The organism is Finegoldia sp. P2-F-LR, from assembly GCF_052932265.1.
The window spans coordinates 13,126-39,632 of sequence record NZ_JBRFJF010000014.1; the positions used below are offsets into that span (position 1 = coordinate 13,126).

Here is a 26,507-nt window from a genome sequence, read left to right on the forward strand (position 1 = left end):
AATGAATGCTTTTTCAGAGAGTCTCAGTTTGGTGAAATGAGATAAAGAATAGTTGTTGAAAATGGTCTTGGAGTTAGAAAAGTCGAACAGCATTTGCTTTTAAACTTTTCCGGTTGCATCCGATATCTTGTGCTAGGTATGAATACGTACTGAACAATGAGAAAATGCATATGTATATATGTATTTAAAAATAAGGTGGTAACGCGGATATATTCGCCCTTATGTGATGAATGTCACATAAGGGCTTTTTTTATTATAAAAATGAGGTGAGAGTATGATTGAAGTATTAAATTTGAAGAAAACTTTTAATACAAGTGAGAAAGAATTTAATGCAGTTGATGATGTAAGTTTCAAGGTAAATAAGGGTGAAATTTACGGAATAATTGGTTTGTCAGGAGCTGGCAAATCGACACTTGTAAGACTTCTAAATAGATTGGAAGAACCGACAAGTGGAAAGGTAATAATAGATGATGTTGACATAACATCGTTGAAGCAAAAGGAATTATTGGAAGCGAGAAAAGAAATCAGCATGATTTTCCAACATTTTAATCTATTTAATCAAAAAAATGTCTACGAAAACATTGCTTATCCATTGAAGCTTCAAAACATTCCAAAAAATGAAATAGAAAAAAGAGTTAACGAATTATTGGATTTCATTGGACTAAGAGATAGAGCAAAAAGTTATCCTAGCCAATTATCAGGTGGACAAAAACAAAGAGTTGCAATTGCAAGAGCTTTATCCACAAATCCTAAGGTGATTTTGTCAGATGAATCTACAAGCGCACTTGATCCACAAAACACGCAACAAGTTTTGGAGATATTGAGAAAATCAGTAGACAAATACAAAACGACGATAATAATGATAACCCATCAAATGGAAGTTGCAAAAGATGTTTGTGACAGGATTGCAGTGATGGAAAATGGAAAAATCATCGAAGAAAATTCTGTAGAAGAATTATTCAAAAATCCAAAAACAGATGTCACTAGAAACTTCATCAGAAAGCTTGTAGAAGAGGATGAAGAAGAGATAATAACTGACGATTTTAAGGGAGATGTCGTTAGATTAACTTATTCCAAGAAATCCTACAACAAACCATTATTATCACAAGCAGCGAGAATTTCCGGAATAGATTTTAGTATTATATCTGGAAATATCAACAAACTTCAATCCACAGGAGTTGGATACACAGTGGTTGAACTTATCGGTGACAAAGAAAATATACAAAAAGCAAAAGACTTTTTGACAGAAAATGATATTAGAGTAGAGGAGGTTAAATAATGGATGATTTATTACATTTGGTATTAGAAGCCACAGGCGAAACATTGTACATGATTTTAGTAAGTACATTCTTCACAATTTTATTTGGCCTTCCATTGGCACTTATTTTATATACAACTGGAAAATCTGGACTTAATCCAAAACCAAAACTATATGCGGTGTTGGATGTAATAGTTAATATTACAAGATCATTTCCATTCATTATATTGATGATTGTATTACTTCCACTTTCGAAGTTGATCGTAGGAACAAAAATAGGAACATCAGCATCCATAGTTCCATTGACAGTCGGTGCAATTCCATTTTTAGCTAGATTATTCGAACAAGAATTCTTGAATGTGGATAGAGGAATCATCGAAGCGTCCAAATCAATGGGAGCAAGTAATTTTAACATATTGACAAGAGTGTTGATTCCAGAATCATTGCCACAATTAGTGTTGGCAATAACAAACTTAATGATCACATTGATTGGATATTCTGCAATGGCAGGAACAATCGGTGGAGGAGGCTTGGGAGCCTTGGCAAAAAGATACGGCTACGACAGATTTAACACAGAAGTATTATTGTGGGCAGTAGTTGTAATTATAATCTTGGTTGAAATTGTACAAATATCAGGTACAAAAATTTCAAATAAATTAAACAAAAAAAATATTTAGGAGTGGTAAAAATGAAAAAGAAAATTTTATTAGTAGTATTGGCATTAGCATTGGTATTAACATCATGTGCTAAAAAAGAAAGCAAAAAAGAAGACGGACAAAGCACAAAACAAGAATCACAAACTACAGAAAACAAGAAGGTTGTGATTGGAGTATCTCCAGCACCTCACAAAGAAATAGCAGAAAAAGCAAAAGAAATCTTAGCAAAAGAAGGAATTGAACTAGAAATCAAAGAATTTGATGATTATGTAACACCAAACACATCACTTCAAGAAAAAGATATTGACTTGAACTTCTACCAACACATTCCTTACTTGGATAACTTCAACAAGGAAAGAGGAACAAAATTAGTATCATTGGGAGCAGTTCACTTGGAACCAATGGGAATATATTCTAAAAAATACAAATCTTTAGATGAATTAAAAGACGGTGACGAAGTTATAATTCCTAACGATGCTACAAATGGAGCAAGAGCATTAAAAATATTAGAAGATAACAAAGTAATCAAATTAAAAGAAAATGCAGGATTAGAAGCTACTGAAAAAGATATTGCGGAAAATCCTAAAAACTTAAAATTCACAGCTGTAGAAGCAGCAACTATTCCAAGAGCATACGAAGACGCTGCAATTGCTGTAATCAATTCAAACTTTGCATTAGAAGCAAAATTATCACCAAAGAAAGATGCTATTGCAATCGAAAAATCAGAAGGAAACCCATTTGCAAACATCATAGCTGCAAGAGAAGAAGACAAAGACAACGAAACTTACAAGAAAGTATTACAAGCTTTCCAATCAGACGAAGTTAGAAAATATATTGAAGAAAAATTTGATGGAGAAATAATTCCAGCAAAATAGAAATAATTAGGGGGAGATTGAAAATGAGTTTACACGTACCATTTAGATATGATTATGTAGGAAGTTTCTTGAGAGATGAAAAATTACTAAAGGCAAGATCGGACTTCGAAAAAGAAATAATAACAAAAAAAGAACTAAAAGAAATAGAAGATGAATGTATCAAAAAATTAATTGATAAACAAAAGGAATTAGGCTATCACGTAATAACTGATGGAGAATTCAGAAGAAAAAGCTGGCATTTGGATTTCTTCTGGGGACTAAATGGAATTAAAAGAGTTGAACTTGACCATGGATATTATTTCCATGGCAAGGAAACTTACCATACATCAGTACAAGTTGAAGGAAAAATCACAGGAGAAAATCATCCATTCGTAGAACATTTTAAATTCGTAAAACAATTTGAAGATGAAAATACAATTGCAAAGCAAACAATACCTGCTCCAGCGCAATTACTTGTAGAATTATTCAGAGAAGATAATGCAGAAATTACGAAACAAATCTATCCAGATTACGAAAAGTTGGAACAAGATATCGCGAGGGCTTACAAACAAGTTATCAAGGATTTGTATGAAGCAGGATGCCGAAACATACAATTTGACGATTGCACATGGGGAATGTTAGTAGATTCTGATTATATCAACAGAAAATACGGCGAATCAGTTTCATTGGATGATGAAGCTAACAAATATTTGAGAATTAATAACTTAGCACTTGAAGACAGACCAGAAGATTTGACAATAACAACGCACGTTTGCAGAGGAAATTACGAATCAACATATGCAGCAAGTGGTGCCTACGATAAAATCGCACAAATATTATTTGCACAAGAAAACGTAGATGCATTCTATCTTGAATACGATGACGAAAGATCCGGCGGATTTGAACCTTTAAAATACGTTTCTGGAGATAAAAAAGTTGTTCTCGGACTTATCACTTCAAAAAGAGGAGAACTCGAAGACGAAGATGAAGTAATTGCTAGGATTAACAAAGCATCTGAATTCATATCTCTTGATAGATTGTGTCTAAGTCCACAATGTGGATTTTCATCTAACGAAAATGGAAACATATTAACGATTGAGCAACAATGGGAAAAGCTAAAATTAATCAAAAAAATAGCTGAAAAAGTTTGGGGAAAATAAGCAATCATATCTATCTCATTTTTATAAATTGCAGGCAATGAAAATTGCCTGTAATTTTTGTGCTATTATACTGTTAATATATCAACGTGTTTATAGGTTAAAACAAATTGAGGATATAATTTGGACAGACTGACCAATAATTTAGGACTTTATTTTTGATTTCAAATCAGTCGACAATTAAACTTAGATATTTCCAATGGATAATTTTTATCAAAAATGGGGTATATATAGAAGTAAGAAAGGGGAATTTTATATGAATTATGATAAATTATTTTCTTTGATAGATTCAAAGAAAGATGATATGTTTAATGACAGAAGATGGCTTCACGAACATCCTGAACTTTCTTATGAAGAAAAGGAAACTAGTGAGTATATCTATAAGCACTATGAAAATAACAAGGATGTAACGGTAGAAAAAAATGTTGGAGGATATGGAATAAAGGTTACGATTGACTCTGGTAAGCCAGGAAAGACTGTAGCATTGAGGGCAGATTTTGATGCACTTCCAATTACAGAAGATACTGGACTTGACTATGCTTCTAAAAACAAGGGCGTAATGCATGCTTGTGGTCACGATGCACACACTGCATATATGATGACTTTGGCAGATTGTTTAGTAGAAATGAAGGATGATTTTTCTGGTAAAATTGTAATCATTCACCAACCAGCAGAAGAAATGCCACCAGGAGGATCAAGTTTTATGATTAAAGATGGCGTTTTGGATGGCGTTGATAATATATTTGGATGTCATGTCATGAGTCAATTGGATTTTGGGAAAGTTTATTACCACAAGGGTCCTACACAACAAGCTCGTGCGAAATTCGTTGCGACAGTAAAAGGAACCGGCGGTCACGGCGCTGCACCTCACGAAGCGAATGATGCTATTGTTATTGCTAGTAATTTGGTTATGAGTTTGCAAACTATTGTTTCAAGAAGATTAAACCCAATGACTCCAGGCGTTGTAACTATTGGTTCATTTGATGGTAAAGGTCAATTTAATATAATTAAAGACTCAGTAACTCTTGAAGGAGACGTTAGATGCATGTCTGATGATGCAAGAAGTCTTATTGAAAAAGAAGTTAGAAATATTTGTGAAGGATTGGCAAAGGCGTATAGTTGTGAAATCGAATTGGATTACAAAAATGATTATCCTGTTTTGATGAATGACGATGAAATGACACAACTTGTAGTTGATGCTGTAGAAGAAGCGAATATTCCTGAAGTTGATGGCGTTGAAGATTGCGGTCCACAGGCACAATCAGAAGACTTTTCATATTATTCACAAAAAATTCCAGCAAGTTTCTTCTATATTGGTGCAAAACCAGATGGCAAAGCATACCCACATCACCATCCAAAATTCACAATCAACGAAGATTCTATGATTATCGCAGCAAAGGCAATGGGAGCTGTGGCTTTGAAGTATTTGAACGAAAAATAAACGGGGGATTTTATTATGAAATTAATGAAAAAAATTCCTGGAGGAACGTTATTAGTGCCGATGATGATATCGGCATTAATCAATACATTTTTCCCGAATCTATTCAAAATCGGTGGAGTAACTGAATCGTTCTTTGGCCCATCGAGTTTGGGATTCATTTTAGGAGCTACAATATTTATATCTGGCTGTACAGTCAAATTGAGTAGTATCAAAAGCGTGGTTAAAATCTACGGACTATTAATTTTAGTAAGAACAGCAGTTACAGCTTTATTTGCAATTTTGTTTTTCAAATTTTTTGGTATGCAAGGAGTTTTAGGAATTAGTTTAATAGGATTTATTTGTACATTAACATCACTAAATCCTTCGTTGTTCTTGGCAATAATGGAAGACTGTGGAGACGAAGTTGACATGTCAGCGTTCGGATTCATATCGCTTTTTGCAACTCCAGCCATAGCAATGCTTATTTTCGGACTTTCTCAACCGACAAGTGTGGATTACATGTCAATAGTTTCATTGGTAATTCCATTGGTTTTAGGAGTGGCAATAGGAAATATAGACAAAGATTTGGGAAAATTTATCTCAACAGGAATGCCATTCATGATTTTTGCTCTAGGTTGGTCTGTTGGTAATAGCATCGATTTATTTGAAGCAGTCAAAGCAGGATTTTCAGGCGTAATAATGGCAGTAGTTTATTATATTTTGATATTCTTGCCAATGCTATTTGTCGAAAGAAAAGTTTTGAAAAGAGATGGAGTATCCGCGGGTGGATTGTCCACAATTGCAGGATTGTCCGCAAGTATTCCAATGATAATGGCAGCAAATGATCCTTCATTAACAGTTTATGCACCAAGAGCAGCAGCCATAGTAACATTCGGCGTAATAATTTCATCGTTTGTTTCACCATTCTTGTGCAATAAACTATACACTGGAGAAAAACAAAAAGAAGAGAATAAATAAAACAAAAGCCAACGCATTTTTAAAAATGTGTTGGTTTTTATTGCAAGAAAATAAAGATAAAACACAATATAGTCAATTAATTATATGATATAATTAAAATGAAATATTACATAAAATTAAAAAAAACATAATGAAAAATTAACATAAATCACAGATGAAGAAGCAGAAACAGATTTCAGACTAGATACAGTAGAAGAAACAGGGTTTTTCATACTACCAAGCCAATTATTTCAAAATGTCGTAAAAACTGCACGCACCAATGAAAATTTGAACACAGATTTGGCAAATATATTCAAATCAATCGAAAAAAGCGCAATAGGATATCCTTCAGAAGATGACATCAAAGGATTATTCGAAGATGTTGACACCACAAGCAACAAACTAGGAGCAACAGTAGCTGAGAAGAACAAAAGATTATGTGACATACTAACTGGAATTGACAAAATTAATTTAGGCAAATTTGAAAACAACGACATCGACGCATTCGGAGATGCATACGAATATTTGATATCCAACTATGCAAGTAATGCAGGAAAATCTGGTGGAGAATTCTTCACTCCCCAAACAGTGTCAAAGTTTTTGGCAAAGCTTGTAATGGACGGCAAAACAAGCATTAACAAAGTGTACGATCCGACATGTGGGGAACGTGTCATAATAGTGATGGGTGCAGTTTGTGCTAATAAATCAACGGTTTCAGGAACTTTAACTAAATATATTTCGCGCATTGCTTAGAGTAATTAGGGTCTAATTGCTGTGAGCAGTGCATGAGAGGTAAGGACATTATCTATTGAATAGTTGATAATTATCTAATACAATCATATTTAAGGTGATAGTTAGTTACGCATCAGTATAATTATGTTCAAGTTGAATATCTTAGTAGAGCAAAGGGTAAAATTTAATTAGATAAATAGTAAGTAAATTATATGGAGTAACTTACTTTTTTAGAAGGAAGTGACAATTTGAAATACAAGCAAATATTTAACTCTGGAGTTACTTTTCAACAATTTTACGATACTGCTCAGGATAGATATAAGAATTATGCTAATAATGCGATAAGAAATTATTTAAATTTAGAGAGATATTTAGAAAAGGTTAGTAGTATAACAAGCAAATTTAATATACTTGCGATTGGAGAAAACTGGTGTATTGATTCTATAATTAATATTCCTGTAGTTCATTGGTTAGAAAAAAATAATGAAAATATAAAACTTAAAGTAATAGATACAGATAGTTACAGTAAGTTTATGCCTAATGAAAAAGTTATTACACCAACATTTATTATTATGAATCAAGAATATCAGGAGATAGGGAAATGGGTTCAATATCCTAAAAGAATAATAGATGTGGTTGAATCTAAGGACCAAGTTCGAATTATAGTAGAGAAAAGGAGATACCGACAGGGAGAATATATTGTAGATACATTGGAAGAGGTATTAGATATCCTGATTAACTATAGTAATAATATTTATTCAGACAGGAGGAAATAAAGTGAGTCAAGAAAATAAGATAAAGCAATCTTGCTGAGGTTCAATACAAAAAACCACTGGTACAGTGGAAGAAAAAGCAAATTGCCCCAAATGTCACAAAATAGGAGAAAAGGTTAAGAATATAACTGTAAAGCATATGGTATCAGAAAACCTTATGGGAAAGGTTGTACATGAAGAAACTTACTATTTATGTATGAATGAAGATTGTGATGTCGTGTATTATAACATAAACAATGAAAGAGTTTTTTATAAGGAAGATGTAAAAGTTCCTATATGGTTTAAAAAGGATGCAAATCCCAAATATATATGCTATTGCAACCAAGTTACAGAGCAACAAATTATAAACGCTGTTTTATATGATGGTGCAAAGAATATTAAAGATATTATTAGACTTACAGGGGCAATGAAAAATGGAAAGTGCGAAATTAATAATCCTTTGGGTAAATGCTGTAGTCCTTTTATTCAAGAAACCATCAATAAAGCATTAAATAGCAAAAAATAGTTTGCGACAAATAATTTATAAAGTACGTCACAATAGTAATAAAATTAAAAATAATAAAAAACTATAGAATTAAAACTTTTGAAAATATTGTGTGTTTCAGAGATTTGGAAAAGGCTACTGAAGATGCTAAAAAAACTTTTGGCGATGAAAACAGTGTAAATATTATTCTTGAAAAAAGCTACGAAGAATACATGGAAGGTTTTACAGACGAAGAGACTGGAAAAGTTACCAGAGGTTACAAGGATATTTGCAATGAAATTGTTGCAAAATTCCCGGATCCAACTGAGATTTTCTTGGAGGCTGACAAGAAGGAATTTGTACAACTTTTTGGAGAGTTATTGAAGTCTGAAAATATTCTGAAAAACTTCGATGAGGTTAATAGAATTAAAGAATTATACGAAGAAGTAGCAGAAGAATTTTACTTCAAGCTAAAGGATAAATTTATTATAGAAATATCTAAGTTGGATATTTGAGAATTTTATGGAAAAGTAAAATTATGATTTCAAATTTATTGGGGAAGCTTTAATAGCTTTCCTTTTTATTTTGAAAATATTAGAAACGTTGTAGGATTTTGTTGTTGATATGAAAGGTCAAAGATGGTATAATTTAAGAAAGATAAATTTTTTTTATGCAATTAGTCAGAGAAAGTCAAAAGAGGTGATAGTATGGCAGGGCTTAGTAACAGCATTGAAGCTTTTTTGAAGCAGTTGTTGAGTAATACTGACGATGATTTCATCGAAATCGGAAGAAATGATCTTGCCAATCAGTTTAATTGTGCTCCATCGCAAATTAATTACGTTCTGACTACTAGATTTACTCCGTACAAGGGTTATTATATTGAAAGTAGACGCGGTGGAAGTGGATATGTTAAAATAATAAAATTAACAATTGAAGACAGTAATCCGATTAAGGAGATTGTCGAAAATGTTATTGGGGATAGAATTACAAAGGATAAGTCGAATAATATTATTAATATGCTTTTGGATGAGGAATTGATAACTGAAAGGGAAGCTTTGGTTATGGTTCACGCTTTAGAGGATAATACTTTGTCGAAGGTGGATTTTAATGACAGGAATATTCTGAGGGCTGATTTATTGAAGAATATGTTATTGGCTTTTATGAGATAGAGGTGATTATATGAATTGCGATAATTGTGGCAAACCTGCTTTTATTCAAGTTAAAATCGTGGGACCATTTGGTGCTCGTGATGTGAATTTGTGTCATGATTGCTATGAAGAATATATGAATAATTTGAAGAATGAGATTATTTCGAATTCTGATTTTAAGTTTGATTCTGATCAAGAATTGAACGAAAACAAGGAGCTTTTTGAAGAAATCGCAAAGCAAATTTCTGATGTGGTGGAACATTTGCCTTTTGAAAAGGTACAAGAATCTTCAAAGAAAGATGTTGACGATAAAAGTGTGTGTCCAGTGTGCAATATGCCGTTTGATGAGTTGAAGAATTATTCATCGATTGGTTGCAAATATTGTTACGATCATTTCAGGGATTTCATCATGGATAAGAGAAATTCGAAAAGTTATCCAAAATATTACAGGGGCAAATTCCCTAAGAATTTTGAAAAGGCAAAGGAAATTTTGGAGAAGTTGGATAGCTTGTCTGATGAGTTTTTCATTGCAATGGATAATGAGGAATTTGAAAAGTGTCATGATATTCAAACGAAGATTGACGATTTGGAATTGAAATTACAAGAGTATAGGGAAAAATGTTATGAATAATTCAAGTGTTGTAATGAAATCTGATGTGTCGTTGAGAAGAAATTTGTCGGACTATAATTTTATGTTGGTTATAGATACGGATTCTTGTGACGATATGAAATCAGATATTAAAAAAGAATTGAATAATCTGGAATATTTGAAGGAGTCTAGCGTTTATTCTTTTAAGGATACTAAAAGTACGAACAGAGATTATCTGAGAAAACAAGGATACATTTCCAGTGCTTACTATGAGGATGTGTCTCCGGAAGTTATCATAAATAGCGATAAAAAATGCGTGTTTACTTTGGCAGATAATGACCACATTTGCATTACTGCTTACGATTTTGGGAAAAATTTGAGAGATATTTACGAAAAATGTCTGAATATTGAAGAAAAATTGAATGATAAATTGAATTTTGCTTTCGATATTGATTTTGGATATTTGTCAGATGATTTCTACGATTCGGGATGTATGATGGATGTGAGCGTGTGTATGAACTTGAAGGCTTTGGAGTATTTCAACAAGATAGATGATATTCAAGATGTTGCAAGATACAGAGGATATATGTTTGAGAAAGCTTTCAATTCTAATACGAAAAGTTCGATTTACAGGCTTACGACTAATGGTCATTTGATGGATCCTGAATATATTATCAATGATATGACGCTTTTGATTGATTCGATTTCTAGAAAGGAAATTGAAAACAGACGCATTTTATTCGAAAATAATCCTGAGTTTAAGGATGACCTTTTGAGAAGTGTGTCGATGTTAAAATATTCAAGAGTTTTGGATGAAATTGAAGGGATGAACAAGATTGGAGATTTACTGATAGCTATGGATTTTGGTATGGTTGATGGTTTTGATGTAGATGAAATTCTTGACTTGTACGATAAGACAAATAAGTTGAAGCTTGAAAAATTTCGCGAAAACAATAAATTGAATCAAAACATCGGAGTGTTGAGAAGCGAAATCATCAAGGATACTTTGGAAAGACAGGTGAAAAATTGAGAAAATCAGATATTTATAATTTAAGAACTGAAGCTGTGTATGAGGCAATTAGTTTGAAGCACGCGGATCTTGGAGTGGAGCATGTGCTACTTGCTATGTTCAAGTTTGATTTCAAGGCGTCTCAATATTTGAAAAAACACGGTGGAAATTACGAAAAAATTAGAAATTTAATTATAGATGAGTTGGGTTATGGAGACAGCAAGGAAACTAATCAAAGGATTAGCCCGAAACTTGAAGAAATAATCACTCAAGCTGTGGGATTGTCCAACACTTACGGCGAAAGGGCGATTACTCCTGAACACATTATGGCAGCGCTTTGCATGGATAGTTCTAACTACGCTAATCATTTGATGAAAAGAACAGGCGTGGATATTATGAAATTGACAGCGGAACTTCGAAAATATTTCTTTATGAAGATGAAGAGAGAACAAGGAGATGTCAACGACAAATCAGTTAATTCTTCTAAGTCAAGTGAGATTGAAAAGTACACTAAGAATTTGAACGAATTAGCGAAAGAAGGAAAGATAGATCCTTGTATCGGTCGTGAGGGAGAAATCGAAAGGATTATTCAAGTTCTTCTTAGACGTAAGAAAAACAATCCTGTGTTGATTGGAAATCCAGGTGTCGGCAAGACTGCTATCGTGGAAGGCTTGGCTGTTAAGATTGTCAAGGGTGAAGTGAATGATATTTTCAAGGACAAGGAGATTTTGTCGTTGGATTTGGCAGCGTTGTTGGCTGGAACAAAGTACAGAGGAGATTTTGAAGAAAGAATCAAAAAAGTTATCGATACTTTGTCAAATTCAGAAAACAAAATCTTGTTTATAGATGAACTTCATTCGTTGATGGGCGCTGGTGGTGCAGAGGGCGCATTGGATGCATCAAATATTTTGAAACCATCATTGGCGAGAGGCGATTTGCAAATAATCGGAGCTACAACTATCAATGAATACAGAAAAACTATCGAAAAGGACCAAGCTTTTGAGAGAAGACTTCAAACTATCATGGTAGAGGAGCCTTCTGTTTCGGATTCTATACAAGTTATTGAAGGATTGAAGGACAAATACGAATCACATCACCACGTTCTAATCAGTGACGAAGCAATTAGAGCGAGCGTTGAATTGTCACACAGATATTTGAACGACAGATATTTGCCAGACAAGGCGATAGATTTGATAGATGAAGCTCAATCGATGGTTAGAGTGAAAAACTTCACTGGTGGCAAAAATTATGCGAAAATTCTAGAAGAATTAGAAGAAGAAAAGCAAGAAGCTATTCAAAATTCTGATTTCTTACTTGCAGCAGAAAAAAGAGATGCCATCAAGGAAGTAGAAGCAGAAATGGAAGAAGAAGACCAAGACGAAAACAAATTGGAAATTGGATTCGATGAAATAGCGAATATCGTGTCACGTTGGGCAAAAGTTCCAGTGTCTAAGCTAACAGAATCAGAATCACAAAAATATTTGTTCTTGGCTGATAATTTGAAAAAAGTTGTCATCGGACAAGACAAGGCCATTGATTCTATTTCCAACGCAATTAAAAGAGCACGTGTCGGACTCAAAAATCCTAACAAGCCAATCGGATCATTTGTGTTTGTCGGACCAACTGGTGTTGGTAAAACATACTTGGCGAAAAAACTTGCTAAGGAATTGTTCAATGATGAGAATGCGATGATTAGAATTGACATGACAGAATATATGGAAAAACATTCCGTTTCCAAATTGATAGGATCACCTCCAGGATATGTTGGCCACGATGATGGTGGACAATTAACTGATATGGTGCGTACGAAACCATACTCTGTAATATTGTTTGATGAAATCGAAAAGGCTCATCCAGATGTTTTCAACACGCTTTTGCAAGTTTTGGACGACGGTAGACTTACAGACTCCAAAGGACGTGTGGTTAATTTCAAAGACACTGTAATCATAATGACATCAAACATTGGAGCAAGTGAACTTGAAAGCAAAAATGTAATTGGGTTTAATACAGCAGAAGATGTTGAAGTTGATGAATACAATAGAAACAAAGAGACTATCAACAATGCAATGAAGTCGATGTTCAAGCCAGAATTTATGAATAGATTAGACGATGTTATCGTGTTTAGTAATTTGAACAAGGAAAATATAAAAGAAATTGCTGGACTTATGATGGATGAATTGGTTGAGAGAATGGCTAAGAATGATTTGATAATTTCATATGACGAAAAAATCTTGGATTATCTTGTAGACAAAGGATACGACAAGAAATTCGGAGCAAGACCTCTTGAAAGACTTATCAGAACAGATATTGAAAATGAACTTGCCGACAAGATCCTGAACGGAGATATCGACAAAAATAGGAAAACAACTATAACTGTGATTAACGACAAGGTTAGCTTTAGAAGATATGTAAGAAGCAAAAAGACTGTGAAACAATAATATGAAAAAGAAAACGAAATACGTGTGCAAAAATTGTGGCTACGAGCAAGCCATGTGGATAGGAAAATGCCCCAACTGCAACAGTTGGGGTTCTATGCAAGAACAAGAAATCGTAGATGAAAAATCGAATACAACAACAAGTTCAAGCAAATCTTCAAAAGCTGTTAAATTGGTCGATGTAAAGATAGATTCGTCAGAGAGAATCCAATCGTCAATTAGTGAGTTAAACAGAGTTTTTGGCGGAGGACTTGTACGAGATTCTGTGTCAATTCTCACGGCAAGACCAGGTGCTGGAAAATCTACTTTGCTTTTGGAGCTTGCAAATGATTTGGCTTCTAAAAATATAAAAGTTCTCTACATTTCTGGAGAAGAATCCACATCTCAAATCAAACAAAGAGCGATGAGAACTATGGAGAAAATCCCGGAAAATATTTGGTTGATTTCAACAACTAGCATGGACAATGCGCTGGATTCAATCGATAAAATAAAACCTGATGTGATTTTCTTGGATAGTATTCAAACATTCCAACTTCGTGAATACACTTCACGCCCAGGCTCTCCTGTGCAAACTGTTGAATGTGCGAATAAAATCGTAGAAATCTGCAAAAATCCAGAGAAGCCAACTCTTGCGATTATGGTTGGTCACATGACAAAATCAGACGAAATGGCAGGGCTTAGAACGCTTGAACACTTGGTGGATACTGTGCTTTATTTGGAAGGTGAAAGTGACGATCCTTTGAGATTGTTGACAACGACGAAAAATAGATTCGGTCGAACTGGAGAGATTGGACTGTTTAACATGCAAGAAGATGGAATAAAAGAAATCACAGATGCGTCTGATTATTTCGTCACGAAAAGAAAAAAAGATGTAAATGGTGCAGCACTTTCTGTAATAAAAGAAGGATCACGAATTTTGGTTGTAGAGGTGGAGGCATTGGTGTCCAAATCATTCACTCCGTATCCTCAAAGGATAGGGGACAGTCTTCGTAAAGACCAATTAAACACTTTGATTTCTATATTGGAAGAACGCGCTGGAATGAATATGTACGACAAAAATGTCATAATCAAAACCACAGGAGGAATCAAAATCCAAGAACAATCTGTGAATTTGTCCATAATAATGGCGATTGCATCATCACTTATGAACAAACCAATTCCATCAGATGTAGTGTTCATTGGAGAAGTTGGATTAACAGGAGAAATCAAAAGAGTCCCACAAATAGAAACCAGATTAAAAGAAATCGAAAGATTGGGATACAAAAAAGTTTATATCTCACAAAACACGAAACTAACACAAAAATACGATCTTGAAATCAAACAATTTGATAGCATAAGATCGGTAATATCAGATATATTTTAGAAGGCACTCAAAAATTGAGCGCCTTTTTCTAATTCTTTCCTAATAGTAATTTGTTGTTATCAATGTAGGTTTTTATTGCAGACAAATCATTTTTCTCATACAAATCCAATAGATATTGTCTGTGAATTTTGGATTCTTCCTTACCATCTTTGTAAATTGGATAATCTTCGTTTTCTTTCATGGACTGCATAGCTTTTTTCAAATCTTCATCAGAACCAATGCTGTATCTTTCAGAATAAGAATTGTAAGTATTCATAGATTTATTTTTGCACATTGTAAATGAAAACATGAACACTAAACATAATAAAATCACAAGTATTTTGTTACGTTTCATAAAATCCTCCCAACTGTTTATTTATCTTAATTATAAAACGTTTTCTAAAAAAAAACAATTCATATACACAAAAAAAGAGTGGACAATGTCCACCCTTAAAATTATAATTCTTTTTCTATTTCGTCTAATATTTCCAATAATTGTGGAAGGATTTCTTCAAGAACGCCATCGTTCATTGGGTTTTTGATGTTACCAGCCTTCATTATTCCGAAGAATGATTGGCTTCCACCAACTTTACAGATTTCAAGGTAATCTTTGAATGCTTCTTCGCGGTTCTTTCTTGATTTCAATAAGAATTGGAATGCGCAAACTTGAGCCAATGTGTAATCAATGTAGTAGAATGGGTTGTTAAAGATGTGACCTTGTCTGTACCACCAAGTTCCTTTTTCCAAGAATTCATCATCATAATCCAAGTTTGGACGATACATTAATTCTATTTCGTGGTATTTTGCTTTTCTTTCTTCAGGTGTACAATCAGGATTTTCGTATACGAAGTGTTGGAAATGGTCGATAGTTACACCGTAAGGAATGAAACTGATAGCTCCATCTAAATGAGAGAATTTGAATTTGTTAGTTTCTTCTTCGAAGAACAATTCCATCCATGGCCATGTCAAAAATTCCATACTCATTGAGTGGATTTCGCAAGCTTCAAATGTTGGCCAGATATATTCGAAAATTCTTCCGTCCATTGAAGTGTATGCTTGGAATGCGTGGCCTGCTTCGTGAGTCATTACTTCTACATCGTGAGTAGTTCCGTTGAAGTTGGCGAAGATAAATGGAGATTCATAATCTTCAATTGTAGTACAGTATCCGCCGCCTTCTTTACCTTTTTTGCTTTCCAAATCGAATAATTCTCTTTCATACATAAAGTCGAAGAATTTTTTAGTTTCTGGTGACAATTCAGAGTACATTTTCTTAGCATTATCTACCAAGAAGTCTTTTTCTCCGTGAGGTTTTGCGTTACCATCTGTGAACATTACGTTGTTATCGTAAGCTTTCATATCTTCGATGCCAATTCTCTTAGATTGTTTCTTTCTCAATTCAAGATAAACTGGTGTTACGTATTTTTTGACAAATTCTCTGTATTTTGCGACATCATTCTTGTCGTAATCAGTTCTCATCAATGATTTGTATTGGTATTCGATGTATGAATCAAATCCCAAAGATTTAGCCATATCTGTTCTAACGTGAACCATTTCGTCGTAGATATCGTCGATTTCTTTTTCGTGTTCTTTGAAAAATTCTGAGATTTTTCTTGTAGCGGCTTTTCTTTCATCACGATCTTTTGATTGTGTGTAAGGAGCCATTTGTGACAATGTCAATGTTTTATTATCAAATTCGATTTGTGCAGATGCGATTAATTTGTTGTATTTTGTAGTTAATTGGTTTTCTTTTTGTTTGAATGGAACTGCTTTTTCGTTGAAAATCAATTGGCAGCTGATCAAATCAAACAAATGTTGTCCAAAATGTTCAATCAAATCGTCTTTGAATTTGGAGTTGTCGATAGCTTCGTACATTTTAGTGTCAAGCACTGAATAATGTGGCATGTATTCATCCAAGAAATCTTGTTCTTCCTTGTAAAATTCGTCGTTCGTATCGATTGTGTGACGAATGTATGCAAGGTTGACATTAGTGCTTAGTGTTTTCTTGTATTTGTCCATTTCTTCCATGATTTTGATTTGTTCTTCAGAAGTTGTGGAATCGTTAAATCTTTTGATAAAATCTTCGACCTTTTTCTTGTCTTCTTCGAAGTTAGGTCTAGTGTATTTGTATTCTGTAAATTTCATTTTTTCACCTCTAAAATTATTTTATCATATTTTTATACTATGTAAATGTTTTTATGGTTGATAAATATTTCTAAGAAAAAAACAATAAAAAAATATAGGGAATAGTGTTAGTAAAATAAAAAAAGTGGGTATATAAAAAATGTAAGAGATTTGAACTGATGATTCCACCAGCTTAAAATTTTCTTACAAAGAAAAGGAGATGTTATTTAATGAATAATAGTTATGATGAAAGAGTCAAATTTGTTAATGGAAATTATCACTCTTTAGTTCACGCAAGAAAGCCAAAAGGCATAGATGATAAGAAAGCCTACATTATAGGTACTGGTATTGCTGCATTGGCTGCGGGTGGATTTTTAGTAAAAGATGCTCACATGAAAGGCGAAAATATTACTTTTATTGAACAATTAGAATTGCCTGGTGGAAGTTTGGATGGAGAATTTAAGGCTGAACACAGAGGATATGTTGCCAGAGGCGGTAGAGAAATGGGTCACCATTTTGAAACTTTGTGGGACTTGTACAGTGCGATTCCATCATCTGAAAATCCAGAGGAATCAATACTAGATCATTTCTTCTACACTAACTTAGACGATCCAAATTTCAGTAAATGTCGTATAACTCATGAAAATGGTAAAAGATATGATGAAGAAAAATTCAACTTATCAGACAAAGCTTTGAAGGAAATTGCAGAGCTTACAATTACAAAAGATGAAATCTTACAAAACAAACAAATTGATGAAGTTTTCTCAGAAGAAACTTTGAATAGTGATTTCTGGATTTTGTGGAGATCAATGTTTGCGTTCCAAAACTGGAATAGTGCTTTGGAAATGAAATTGTATTTGAACAGATTTATCCACCATGTTGGAGGACTTCCTACACTTTCAGCTCTTCAATTTACTCAATACGACCAATACGAATCTATCGTTAAACCGATAGTTAAATGGTTAGAAGAAAAAGGTGTTAAATTTGAATACGGAATCACTGTAAAGGATATTGATTTTGATATAACTGCTGATAAGAAAGTTGCTACAAAATTGGTAATGGAATCAAGTAAAGGTGAAGACAAATCAATTGATTTAACTGAAAATGATTTGGTGTTTATAACTAATGGATCAATGACTGAATCATCAAGCTACGGTGACGATGAGACTGCAGCAACTTTGAGTGCTGATCTTGGCGGAAGCTGGGATTTATGGAGGAATATAGCATTAAAATCAGATGAATTCGGCAAACCTGACAAATTCTGTAAAAATGTTGAAAGAACTAACTGGGAATCTTGTACTGTAACTGTTCATGGTGGTAAAGTTATCGACTATATCGAAAATATTACTAAGAGAAATCCTTACACAGGAAAAGTAGTTACAGGTGGTATCGTAACTGTTAAGGATTCAAATTGGTTGATGAGCTGGACGATTAACAGACAACCACAATATGTTGGTCAACCAAAAGAAGATATTTGCGTTTGGGTTTACGGATTATTTACTGACAAAGACGGAAATTATATCAAAAAAACTATGAGAGATTGTACAGGAAAAGAAATCACAAAAGAATGGTTATATCATATAGGTGTTCCTGAAGCAGAAATCGATCAATTATCACAAGATTGTTCAGCAATTCCTGTAATGATGCCATATATTACAAGTCATTTTGAACCTCGTGAATTTGGCGACAGACCTTACGTTGTTCCTAAAGGAGCTGTGAACTTTGCATTCCTTGGACAATTTGCAGAAACACTTGACAAACCTGGCAGAGATACTGTATTTACTACAGAATATTCTGGAAGAACAGCAATGGAAGCTGTATATGCATTGTGTCATGTTGAAAAGGGAATTCCAGAAGTTTACGCTTCAAGATACGATTTGAGATATTTATTAAATGCTGTTAGTGCACTTAATGATTACGAAAAACCTGACCTACCAATTCCAAAATTGTTAGCTCATAGTATTGGAAAGAAAATAGAAGACACTGATATCGAATTAATGTTAAAAGAAAATAATTTGATTTAGATTTGTTAATATCCCTGGAATTTATTTTCTGGGGATATTTTTTTGTTTTAATTTGTAATAAAATATACAAAAGGAGATGAAAAAATGAACTCTGATTACAAAGATAGAATAAAAGGTGCGTTGTATGCATTTGCGATAGGCGATAGCATGGGAGCTACGACTGAATTTATGACAGAAGAGGAAATCCATAAAAAATACGATAAAATTACAGATATTGTCGGTGGAGGATGGCTTGATTTGAAGGCCGGAGAATGTACCGATGACACCGATATGAGTATTTGTGTTATGAATTCTTTGATGGAAAATGACAGTGATAATTTTGAAAAGAATACAATGAAACTTTTTGTAGAATGGTACAACACTCATCCAAGAGATATTGGCAATCAATGTAGACGTGCTATCGAACATTACATTCAATACGAAATATTTATCGAAGAAGACGATACAGCACTTGGAAATGGAAGCTTGATGAGGGCACTTCCATGTGCATTATTAGATAACGAAAACTCAGAAGAACTGAACATAAAACAAGGAAAACTTACACATAACAACGATATGTGTGCTGAAATTATACGAGAATATACACAAATTATCAGAGATAATATCAATGGAAAAAACCACGAGCTAAAAGATACTCAATTGTTAAAACCATCAGGATATATCGTGAACACTTTCAATAATGCGATTCATTGGGCAAAAGAAAATTCCGTTGAAGATTGTATTATAAATGCTGTAAATCACGGGGGAGATTCCGACACGATAGCTGCAATTGCAGGAAGTATCAGCGGATCAATTCAAGGATATTCTACAATTCCTAAAAGATGGATTGAAAAATTAGACGAAAATGTAAAAGAACAAATTGAAAAATTCGTAGAGTATTTGTTCGACGGAAATGTGAATGATGATCGAAATAAAATATAAATTAGTTGAATGTATTTATTTGAGACTGTGAAATAGTTTTTGTATGAGAAATCCTCCTGATAAGACAATAATCAGGAGGATTTTAATATGTCAAAAAATACATAAAAAGTTATACTTAAAGCATAACTATAAATACATTATTTATTTTAAATGTATATTCAGGAAAATGATAAAGGTTTTTATATTTTAATTATTAATGAAATCTCTGTTTTTAAAATTATTAATATATTTTTATTATGAGTTTTATGTATATAAAGTTAAAAAAATAATTATATTAGAGGTCTTATAAATGTTGACTAGATAAAAAAAAAGTAGTAAAATTTAAAACGTAATTTTTGAAAATGGGACTCAATATCGATATTTGCAATTTATACCATGAATAAAATTAATATTTTTTAATCTAGGAGGATTTATGAAAAAAAAGGATATTATAAAGGCAACTCTTGTTGCAGCTTTATCAGTTTCATCAGTTTCATTTATGTGCAGTGATACAGTTTTTGCAAAAACTGAAGATACTCAAAATATTATTGATAAGAAAAAATCTATAGAATATAAGCAGGATGAAAATAAGCTTACTAATGAGACGTTAAAAGTCAATAAAGAAAATTCGAACAATACAAACGATGAAAAGTTATCAGTAATTACCAAAGAAGATATTAAAGAGGATTCAGTAATTGAAAATAAAAATACTTCCGATAACAAATATTCAAACAAAGAAGTATCAAAAGGAAATGAATTGTATAAAGCAGATGAAATTCAAAACATTTCTAAAAAAGAAGAAGATAGAGTTGTATACATAGCTGAATTTAGGAATAAGGAGGATGGTCAGAAAGCAATTAAAGAACTATCTAATTTTAAAAATACTAAAGTTTTGTATACTTATAATACGATTTTCAATGGTTGTGCTATAGAAACAAATCGAGATAATTTGGACAAAATTAAACTTATTGAAGGCATTTCATCAGTCGAAAAATCACAAAAAGTTCAACCGATGATGAACAATGCTCGAAAGGAAATAGGAGTTGATGAATCCATAGATTACCTAAAAGCAATCAATGCTCAATTTGGCAAAAACTTTGATGGTAGAGGAATGGTAATTGCAAATATTGATACTGGAACTGATTACAGACACAAAGCCATGAGAATTGACGAAGATGCGAAATCATCGATGAAATATAAGAAAGATGATTTACAAGGAACTGACAAGTACTTTTGGTTGAGTGATAAAATACCTCACGCTTTTAACTATTATAATGGTGGCAAAATCACTGTCGAAAAATATGATGATGGTTCAGATTATCATGATCCACACGGTATGCATATAGCAGGAATTCTTGCTGGAAATGATACTGATGAGGACATAGCTAATTATAATGGTATTGACGGGATTGCTCCAAACGCTCAAATATTTTCTTACAAGATGTATTCTGATTCAGGTGATGGATTTGCCGGTGATGAAACGATGTTTCATGCTATTGAAGATGCAATCAAGCATAAGGTCGATGTAGTATCTGTATCATCAGGTTTTACAGGAACAGGACTAGTAGGAGAAAAATATTGGCAGGCTGTTAGAGCTTTGAGAAAAGCTGGCATTCCTATGGTTGTAGCAACTGGAAACTACGCAACAGCTGCATCAAGCTCATCATGGGACTTGGCAGCAAATAACCAACTAAAGATGATAGATACAGGCAATGTAACTAGAACTGCTGCACATGAAGATGCTATCGCGGTCGCATCAGCTAAAAATCAAATAGTAGAGTTTGACAAGGTCAATATTGGTGGAGAAAGCTTTAAGTATAGAAATATCGGTACCTTCTTCGATAAGGATAAGATTATTAGAAATGAAGACGGAAGCAAGCTATCTGACAAAGTAAAATTTGTTTATATAGGCAAGGGTCAAGATGAAGATCTAGTTGGTCTTAATCTTAAAGGCAAAATTGCCGTTATGGATAGAATCTATACCAAAGATTTAAAATATGCCTTTAAAAAAGCTGCCGATAAAGGTGCTCGTGCAATCATGGTTGTAAATACAGTTAACTACTACAACAGAGATAACTGGACAGAGCTTCCAGCCATGGGTTATGAAGAAGATGAAGGAACAACTTGTCAAGTATTTTCAGTATCAGGTGATGATGGTCTAAAGATTTGGAATATGATTAATCCAACAAATAAAACAGAGGTTAAAAGAAATAAAAAGGAAGACTTCAAAGATAAGCTTGACCAATACTATCCAATTGACATGGAAAGCTTCAACAAAAACCGTCCAAAGCTTGGTGATGAGAAAGAGCTAGCCTTTAACTTTGCTCCTGATACAGATAAGGAACTTTACAAGGAAGAAGTAATAGTTCCAGCAGCTTCTACATCTTGGGGTCCAAGGGTTGACCTCCTCCTAAAGCCAGATGTATCAGCACCAGGAAAGAACATCAAATCAACTCTAAATGTAATTGACGGCAAGTCAACTTATGGTTATATGTCAGGAACAAGTATGGCAACACCAGTAGTTGCAGCATCAACAGTATTGATTAGACCAAAACTAAAAGAGATGCTCGCAAAACCTGTCTTAAAAGACCTAACAGGTGACGACAAAATCGACTTAACTACTCTTACAAAGATTGCCCTACAAAACACAGCAAGACCTATGATGGATCCAACAGGTTGGAAGGAGAAATCACTATATTATGCTTCACCAAGACAACAAGGCGCTGGTCTTATTAACGTAGCTAATGCACTAAGAAATGACGTTATAGCTAGCTTTAAGAATTTAGACTCTGAAGGTTTGGTAAATTCATATGGATCTATTTCACTTAAAGAGATTAAGGGCGATAAAAAATATTTCACAATTAAATTAATTAATACATCAGATAGACCTCTAACATTTAAAGCTTCATCATCTGCAATCACAACAGATTCCTTAACCAATAGACTAAAACTTGATGAAACTTACAAGGATGAAAAATCTCAAGATGGAAAACAAATTGTTCCAGAAATCCATCCTGAAGTAATTAATGGAGCAAAGATAACATTCGAATACGATACATTTACCATAAAACCAAATTCAAGTTTTGACTTAAATGCTGTAATAGATGTCGGAGATGCTAAAGATAAAAATAAATTTGTAGAATCCTTCATTAGATTTGAATCTAAAGAAGAAGTTGAGGCAATGTGCGGTAAGGGAAACAAGACAGTTTTTCAACCATCTCTATCAATGCCACTTATGGGCTTTGCTGGAAATTGGAACAAGGAGCCAATCCTTGACAAGTGGGCTTGGGAAGAAGGTTCAAAATCAAAGACAATGGAAGGTTATGATGACGATGGTAAACCAAAAATACCTGGAACCTTGAATAAGGGTATAGGTGGAGAACACGACATCGATAAATTCAATCCAGCTGCCGTTATCCAAAACAGAAAAGATGGAAATACAAAATCACTTGATCAAGACCCTGACTTATTTGCATTAAATAACAACCAAGGATTAACTGATGCATCTAATAGCGGCTCAAAAGTAGCAAGAGTTTACCCACTCGATTCTAAAGGACAAAATCAAGAAGTACAAATAGAAAGAGGGCTAACCCCTTCACCACTTGTTCTAAGAAGTGCAAAAGAAGGACAAATATCAATCGTAAATACCGATAAAGAAGGAGAAGGTCAAAAAGATCTTAAAGTAATAACTAAAGAGCATTTTATTAGAGGTATCTTAAACTCTAAGAGAAATGACGCTAAGGGTATAAAATCTTCTAAGCTAAAAGTTATGGGAGATTTGAAATGGGATGGATTAATCTACAACCCAAGAGGAAGAGAAGAAGGCGCTAATGATGATAATAATAACCAAGACTTGGAAACAAAACTTAGGGGTCAATTTGAACCAATAGCTGAGGGTCAATACTTCTACAAGTTCAAATATAGATTAACCAAGGATTATCCATGGCAAGTTTCTTATATACCAGTAAAAATTGACAATACAGCTCCAACAATTGTTGATGTTGATTTCTCTAATCCAGACAAAATCAAATTAATAGCAAAAGATACCTACCACAAGGTAAAAGATAAGTACAAAAACGAAACCTTGTTTGTAAGAGATCAAAAGAACCATCCAGATAAATTTGAAGAAGTAGCCAACGAAGTATGGTATGCAGGTGCAGCTATAGTTGACGAGAATGGCGATGTTGAAAGAAACCTTGATGTTAAATATGCAGGAGAAGGCGAAGGTAGAAATAGAAAGCTTGATAAAAATGGAAATACTATCTATGAAATTAGCGGAGCTGGAGATTTAAGGGGAAAAATCATCGAAGTAATCGCCCTAGATGGTGCAAGTAACTTCACCAAAATCCATAGGATTAAATTTGATAATAAAGCTGATGCAAAAGGAATGATTTCTTATTACCTAGTAGATCCTGACCAAGATTTTTCTAATTACAAAAAACTAGGAGAAATTTCCGAAGATAAACTCAAAAATGCAAAGAGTACAGAAGTCGTAGATAAAGTAGAAGAAAAGAAAGACAGGGTAGAGGAAAATACTATCGAAGAAGCTTCAAGACTTGAGCTAGACAAAGAAATCTCTACAGTAAGAAATTTTGAAAATAAAGACCTAAAGAAACTAATTAAAAAGAAATATAAGCAAGAAGACGACTATGTAAATGGTGGAAAAAGAACAGTAGAACTTGATTATCAATATGATGAAAATGGAAATATAAAAGCCTATGAAGATGGAAGTGCTCTAGAATATGAAACTGAGAAACTTGATGATGTTAAATCAAAGCTTGGTGGAGTATTAAGCCCATCAAAGGATGGACATTTTGAAATTCTTGGAAAAGTAAGTAATGTATCAAAAGATGCTAAGGCTTACTATGGTAATGACTTTAAATTAATAGAAATTAAGGCAAGTAAATACGACCCACAAACAAAAACTCTAACCTTTGACTTATTTGCAAACACAAATGATGTAGTCGATGGTCTATCCTTTACTGGAGATATGAATATCCTTGTAAAAGATAAGGACCAAACAAAAGCTAAAACTATAATAAGGATGCCAGAAAAGAAGGATGAAGCAGAGGAAGCTTCACCATATGCCTCAAGCTACGGAAATATTATCGAACTAGGTGAAGGTGAGCTTACAAAACAAAAACCACAAGATCCAAGCAAGATGGATACAAACAAGATGTTCTTCGATCAAGAAAAGGGTCAATATGTATTAAATGATAATATGATTGTAAGAAAGGGATATGCCCTAAGAGTTACTACATTTAACCCAGGAAAAACTGACATGCTCGATGGCAATGGAGTTTATAGCAAGGCAGATATAGAAAAAATCCAAAAGACTTCCCCTAACATCAAGGCCCTATCACAAAAAACAATCTACTGTGATAGTAGAAATGTTCAAGATGGAAGAAGCGCTCAATCGGTTCTTATGTCAGCATTGGATGGCTTTAATATAGTTAGATACCAAGTATTCAAATTCAAAACTAATGATAAGGGAGAGGCTATAGATAAGGATGGAAAGCTTGTAGATGATCCTTCTAAACTAGTTCTTCTTGGCAAAGATGGCAAGGAATATATCGGAGATGATAAATCAAACGTTGAAGCCATTAAAGAAGACGGTGCAATGCTATTTATCGATACAAAGCCTGTGAATCTATCAATGGATAAAAATTACTTTAATCCTTCTAAATCTAATAAGATTTACGTAAGAAATCCAGAATTTTATCTAAAAGGAAAAATTTCTGATAAAGGTGGATTTAACTGGGAAATGAGAGTTAATGAGTCAGTTGTAGATAATTATTTAATATATGGTGATTTACACATTGACAATACAAGAGACTTTAATATAAAACTTGATGTAAAAGATGGGGATATCATGGATTGGGGAATGAAAGATTATAAGGCAAATGGATTCCCAGATGAAGTTAAAGATATGGACGGAAATGTATTCTTAAAAACAGGTTATTCTTCAATGAACGCAAAGGCGGTAGGAGTTCACTATCAATTCTTATATGATAATGTAAAACCTACAGTTGAGGTGCGCAAAGATGGTAAAATATCTATTGAATATGCAAAAAATAAATTTATTAAATTTAACATATTTGATAAAAGAGATAATAACAAAGATGGAGAAATACAAGAACAACACATCTATGTAAATGGAAAAGAATACAAATCACTAGATGATATTAAAGACATCAAAGATAATGAATTAAAAATCAAATTTGTAGTAAAAGACTTTGCAAGAAATACTACAGTAAGAGAATTTAACTTAGACAAAAATACTGGAACGATAACGTCTATAGAGCCAGAAAAAGTCAAGCTTACTATAGATAATAAGGAAAATGAACTAGTAAAAGGTGAAGATTTCGTTCTTCCAGCTTATAAGGAAGAAGTAGCAGAAGGATATCAATTTGACGGCTGGAAAATTTCAGGAGTAAAGGACAAAAAAGAATCAGGTTATGTTTTGTTCGTAACAGAAGAAACAACAATAAATCCAACTTTTAAGAAAATTAAGGTAAAAGAACAAGAAGAAAACAAACCTACATTCGATATTAATAAGAAAAAGGAAACGTCTCAAGAAAATACTTGCCAACCAAAAGAAACAGAAGATTCAACAGACGTATCAAGTGACGATAATTCAAATCAATCGGATTTAGCTAATGATACTGA

20 protein-coding genes and 1 other annotated feature (1 of these 21 running past the window's edge) are annotated in these 26,507 nt (G+C 33.3%); of the genes, 18 read left to right on the forward strand and 2 right to left on the reverse strand.

The window, feature by feature from the left end; genetic code table 11:
- Positions 1-224 (forward strand) — a binding site (T-box leader) (it extends 27 nt beyond the left edge of the window).
- A gap of 50 nt (positions 225-274) precedes the next feature.
- The 15 genes from ACU68W_RS08615 to radA all read left to right on the forward strand — a co-directional run bounded on the left by ACU68W_RS08615 (position 275) and on the right by radA (position 14,814).
- On the forward strand, positions 275-1,279 hold the full coding sequence (locus ACU68W_RS08615; RefSeq protein WP_094205285.1) for a methionine ABC transporter ATP-binding protein: 1,005 nt from the start codon (positions 275-277) through the stop codon (positions 1,277-1,279).
- Positions 1,279-1,935, forward strand: a complete 657-nt coding sequence (locus ACU68W_RS08620; protein WP_094223190.1) for a methionine ABC transporter permease — start codon at positions 1,279-1,281, stop codon at positions 1,933-1,935. Before ACU68W_RS08615 ends, ACU68W_RS08620 begins: the two co-directional genes overlap by 1 nt.
- Before the next feature lie 11 nt (positions 1,936-1,946).
- Positions 1,947-2,789: a MetQ/NlpA family ABC transporter substrate-binding protein gene (locus tag ACU68W_RS08625; protein WP_094223191.1), complete on the forward strand. Its 843-nt coding sequence runs from the start codon at positions 1,947-1,949 to the stop codon at positions 2,787-2,789.
- 23 nt (positions 2,790-2,812) lie between these two features.
- Positions 2,813-3,928 carry a 5-methyltetrahydropteroyltriglutamate--homocysteine S-methyltransferase gene (locus ACU68W_RS08630; protein ID WP_094223192.1) on the forward strand — a complete coding sequence of 372 codons (1,116 nt, stop codon included), beginning with the start codon at positions 2,813-2,815 and terminating at the stop codon, positions 3,926-3,928.
- Between the two features lie 253 nt (positions 3,929-4,181).
- Positions 4,182-5,366 carry an amidohydrolase gene (locus ACU68W_RS08635; RefSeq protein WP_094223193.1) on the forward strand — a complete coding sequence of 395 codons (1,185 nt, stop codon included), beginning with the start codon at positions 4,182-4,184 and terminating at the stop codon, positions 5,364-5,366.
- Between the two features lie 15 nt (positions 5,367-5,381).
- Complete coding sequence (locus ACU68W_RS08640; RefSeq protein WP_094223194.1) at positions 5,382-6,323, forward strand: 2-keto-3-deoxygluconate permease; 942 nt, start codon at positions 5,382-5,384, stop codon at positions 6,321-6,323.
- Positions 6,324-6,590: 267 nt separating this feature from the next.
- Positions 6,591-7,055: an N-6 DNA methylase gene (locus tag ACU68W_RS08645; protein ID WP_094223196.1), complete on the forward strand. Its 465-nt coding sequence runs from the start codon at positions 6,591-6,593 to the stop codon at positions 7,053-7,055.
- Positions 7,056-7,282: 227 nt separating this feature from the next.
- Positions 7,283-7,810, forward strand: a complete 528-nt coding sequence (locus ACU68W_RS08650) for a thioredoxin family protein (protein WP_094223197.1) — start codon at positions 7,283-7,285, stop codon at positions 7,808-7,810.
- Between the two features lie 19 nt (positions 7,811-7,829).
- Positions 7,830-8,312: a Csac_0668 family 2Fe-2S cluster-binding (seleno)protein gene (locus tag ACU68W_RS08655; protein ID WP_158521300.1), complete on the forward strand. Its 483-nt coding sequence runs from the start codon at positions 7,830-7,832 to the stop codon at positions 8,310-8,312.
- 104 nt (positions 8,313-8,416) lie between these two features.
- Positions 8,417-8,785 carry a type I restriction endonuclease subunit R, EcoR124 family gene (locus ACU68W_RS08660; protein WP_446756394.1) on the forward strand — a complete coding sequence of 123 codons (369 nt, stop codon included), beginning with the start codon at positions 8,417-8,419 and terminating at the stop codon, positions 8,783-8,785.
- 192 nt (positions 8,786-8,977) lie between these two features.
- Positions 8,978-9,439, forward strand: a complete 462-nt coding sequence (locus ACU68W_RS08665; RefSeq protein ID WP_002835572.1) for a CtsR family transcriptional regulator — start codon at positions 8,978-8,980, stop codon at positions 9,437-9,439.
- A 10-nt stretch (positions 9,440-9,449) separates the two neighbouring features.
- Positions 9,450-10,049 carry a hypothetical protein gene (locus tag ACU68W_RS08670; protein ID WP_446756395.1) on the forward strand — a complete coding sequence of 200 codons (600 nt, stop codon included), beginning with the start codon at positions 9,450-9,452 and terminating at the stop codon, positions 10,047-10,049.
- Positions 10,042-11,037 carry an ATP--guanido phosphotransferase gene (locus ACU68W_RS08675; protein ID WP_102164584.1) on the forward strand — a complete coding sequence of 332 codons (996 nt, stop codon included), beginning with the start codon at positions 10,042-10,044 and terminating at the stop codon, positions 11,035-11,037. The genes ACU68W_RS08670 and ACU68W_RS08675 overlap by 8 nt, the downstream gene beginning before the upstream one ends.
- On the forward strand, positions 11,034-13,454 hold the full coding sequence (locus tag ACU68W_RS08680; RefSeq protein WP_446756396.1) for an ATP-dependent Clp protease ATP-binding subunit: 2,421 nt from the start codon (positions 11,034-11,036) through the stop codon (positions 13,452-13,454). Before ACU68W_RS08675 ends, ACU68W_RS08680 begins: the two co-directional genes overlap by 4 nt.
- 1 nt (position 13,455) lies before the next feature.
- On the forward strand, positions 13,456-14,814 hold the full coding sequence (gene radA / locus ACU68W_RS08685; RefSeq protein ID WP_446756397.1) for a DNA repair protein RadA: 1,359 nt from the start codon (positions 13,456-13,458) through the stop codon (positions 14,812-14,814).
- A gap of 28 nt (positions 14,815-14,842) precedes the next feature.
- On the opposite strand, the gene ACU68W_RS08690 is transcribed toward radA, so the two are convergent.
- A complete protein-coding gene (locus ACU68W_RS08690) occupies positions 14,843-15,148 on the reverse strand; it encodes a hypothetical protein (protein WP_316102456.1) in 306 nt (101 codons plus the stop codon).
- Positions 15,149-15,249: 101 nt separating this feature from the next.
- Positions 15,250-16,935, reverse strand: coding sequence for a M3 family oligoendopeptidase (locus tag ACU68W_RS08695; protein ID WP_446756398.1), 1,686 nt, complete (start codon positions 16,933-16,935; stop codon positions 15,250-15,252).
- A 209-nt stretch (positions 16,936-17,144) separates the two neighbouring features.
- Between ACU68W_RS08695 and ACU68W_RS08700 the strand changes: the two genes are divergently transcribed.
- The 3 genes from ACU68W_RS08700 to ACU68W_RS08710 form a co-directional block, all read left to right on the forward strand.
- Entirely contained in the window at positions 17,145-18,938 is a 1,794-nt protein-coding gene (locus ACU68W_RS08700; RefSeq protein WP_316515687.1) for an oleate hydratase, read from the forward strand.
- Positions 18,939-19,022: 84 nt separating this feature from the next.
- Positions 19,023-19,859: an ADP-ribosylglycohydrolase family protein gene (locus tag ACU68W_RS08705; protein WP_316449033.1), complete on the forward strand. Its 837-nt coding sequence runs from the start codon at positions 19,023-19,025 to the stop codon at positions 19,857-19,859.
- 412 nt (positions 19,860-20,271) lie between these two features.
- Positions 20,272-26,507 (forward strand): S8 family serine peptidase (locus tag ACU68W_RS08710; protein ID WP_446756399.1); only part of this gene is annotated, 6,236 nt, incomplete at its 3' end.

Coding starts and splice junctions, on each gene's coding strand:
- ACU68W_RS08665 (WP_002835572.1), top strand. CDS start 8,978: ATGGCAGGGCTTAGTAACAGCATTGAAGCTTTTTTGAAGCAGTTGTTG.
- ACU68W_RS08630 (WP_094223192.1), top strand. CDS start 2,813: ATGAGTTTACACGTACCATTTAGATATGATTATGTAGGAAGTTTCTTG.
- ACU68W_RS08670 (WP_446756395.1), top strand. CDS start 9,450: ATGAATTGCGATAATTGTGGCAAACCTGCTTTTATTCAAGTTAAAATC.
- ACU68W_RS08690 (WP_316102456.1), bottom strand. CDS start 15,148: ATGAAACGTAACAAAATACTTGTGATTTTATTATGTTTAGTGTTCATG.
- ACU68W_RS08675 (WP_102164584.1), top strand. CDS start 10,042: ATGAATAATTCAAGTGTTGTAATGAAATCTGATGTGTCGTTGAGAAGA.
- ACU68W_RS08705 (WP_316449033.1), top strand. CDS start 19,023: ATGAACTCTGATTACAAAGATAGAATAAAAGGTGCGTTGTATGCATTT.
- ACU68W_RS08695 (WP_446756398.1), bottom strand. CDS start 16,935: ATGAAATTTACAGAATACAAATACACTAGACCTAACTTCGAAGAAGAC.
- ACU68W_RS08700 (WP_316515687.1), top strand. CDS start 17,145: ATGAATAATAGTTATGATGAAAGAGTCAAATTTGTTAATGGAAATTAT.
- ACU68W_RS08615 (WP_094205285.1), top strand. CDS start 275: ATGATTGAAGTATTAAATTTGAAGAAAACTTTTAATACAAGTGAGAAA.
- radA (WP_446756397.1), top strand. CDS start 13,456: ATGAAAAAGAAAACGAAATACGTGTGCAAAAATTGTGGCTACGAGCAA.
- ACU68W_RS08635 (WP_094223193.1), top strand. CDS start 4,182: ATGAATTATGATAAATTATTTTCTTTGATAGATTCAAAGAAAGATGAT.
- ACU68W_RS08625 (WP_094223191.1), top strand. CDS start 1,947: ATGAAAAAGAAAATTTTATTAGTAGTATTGGCATTAGCATTGGTATTA.
- ACU68W_RS08620 (WP_094223190.1), top strand. CDS start 1,279: ATGGATGATTTATTACATTTGGTATTAGAAGCCACAGGCGAAACATTG.
- ACU68W_RS08640 (WP_094223194.1), top strand. CDS start 5,382: ATGAAATTAATGAAAAAAATTCCTGGAGGAACGTTATTAGTGCCGATG.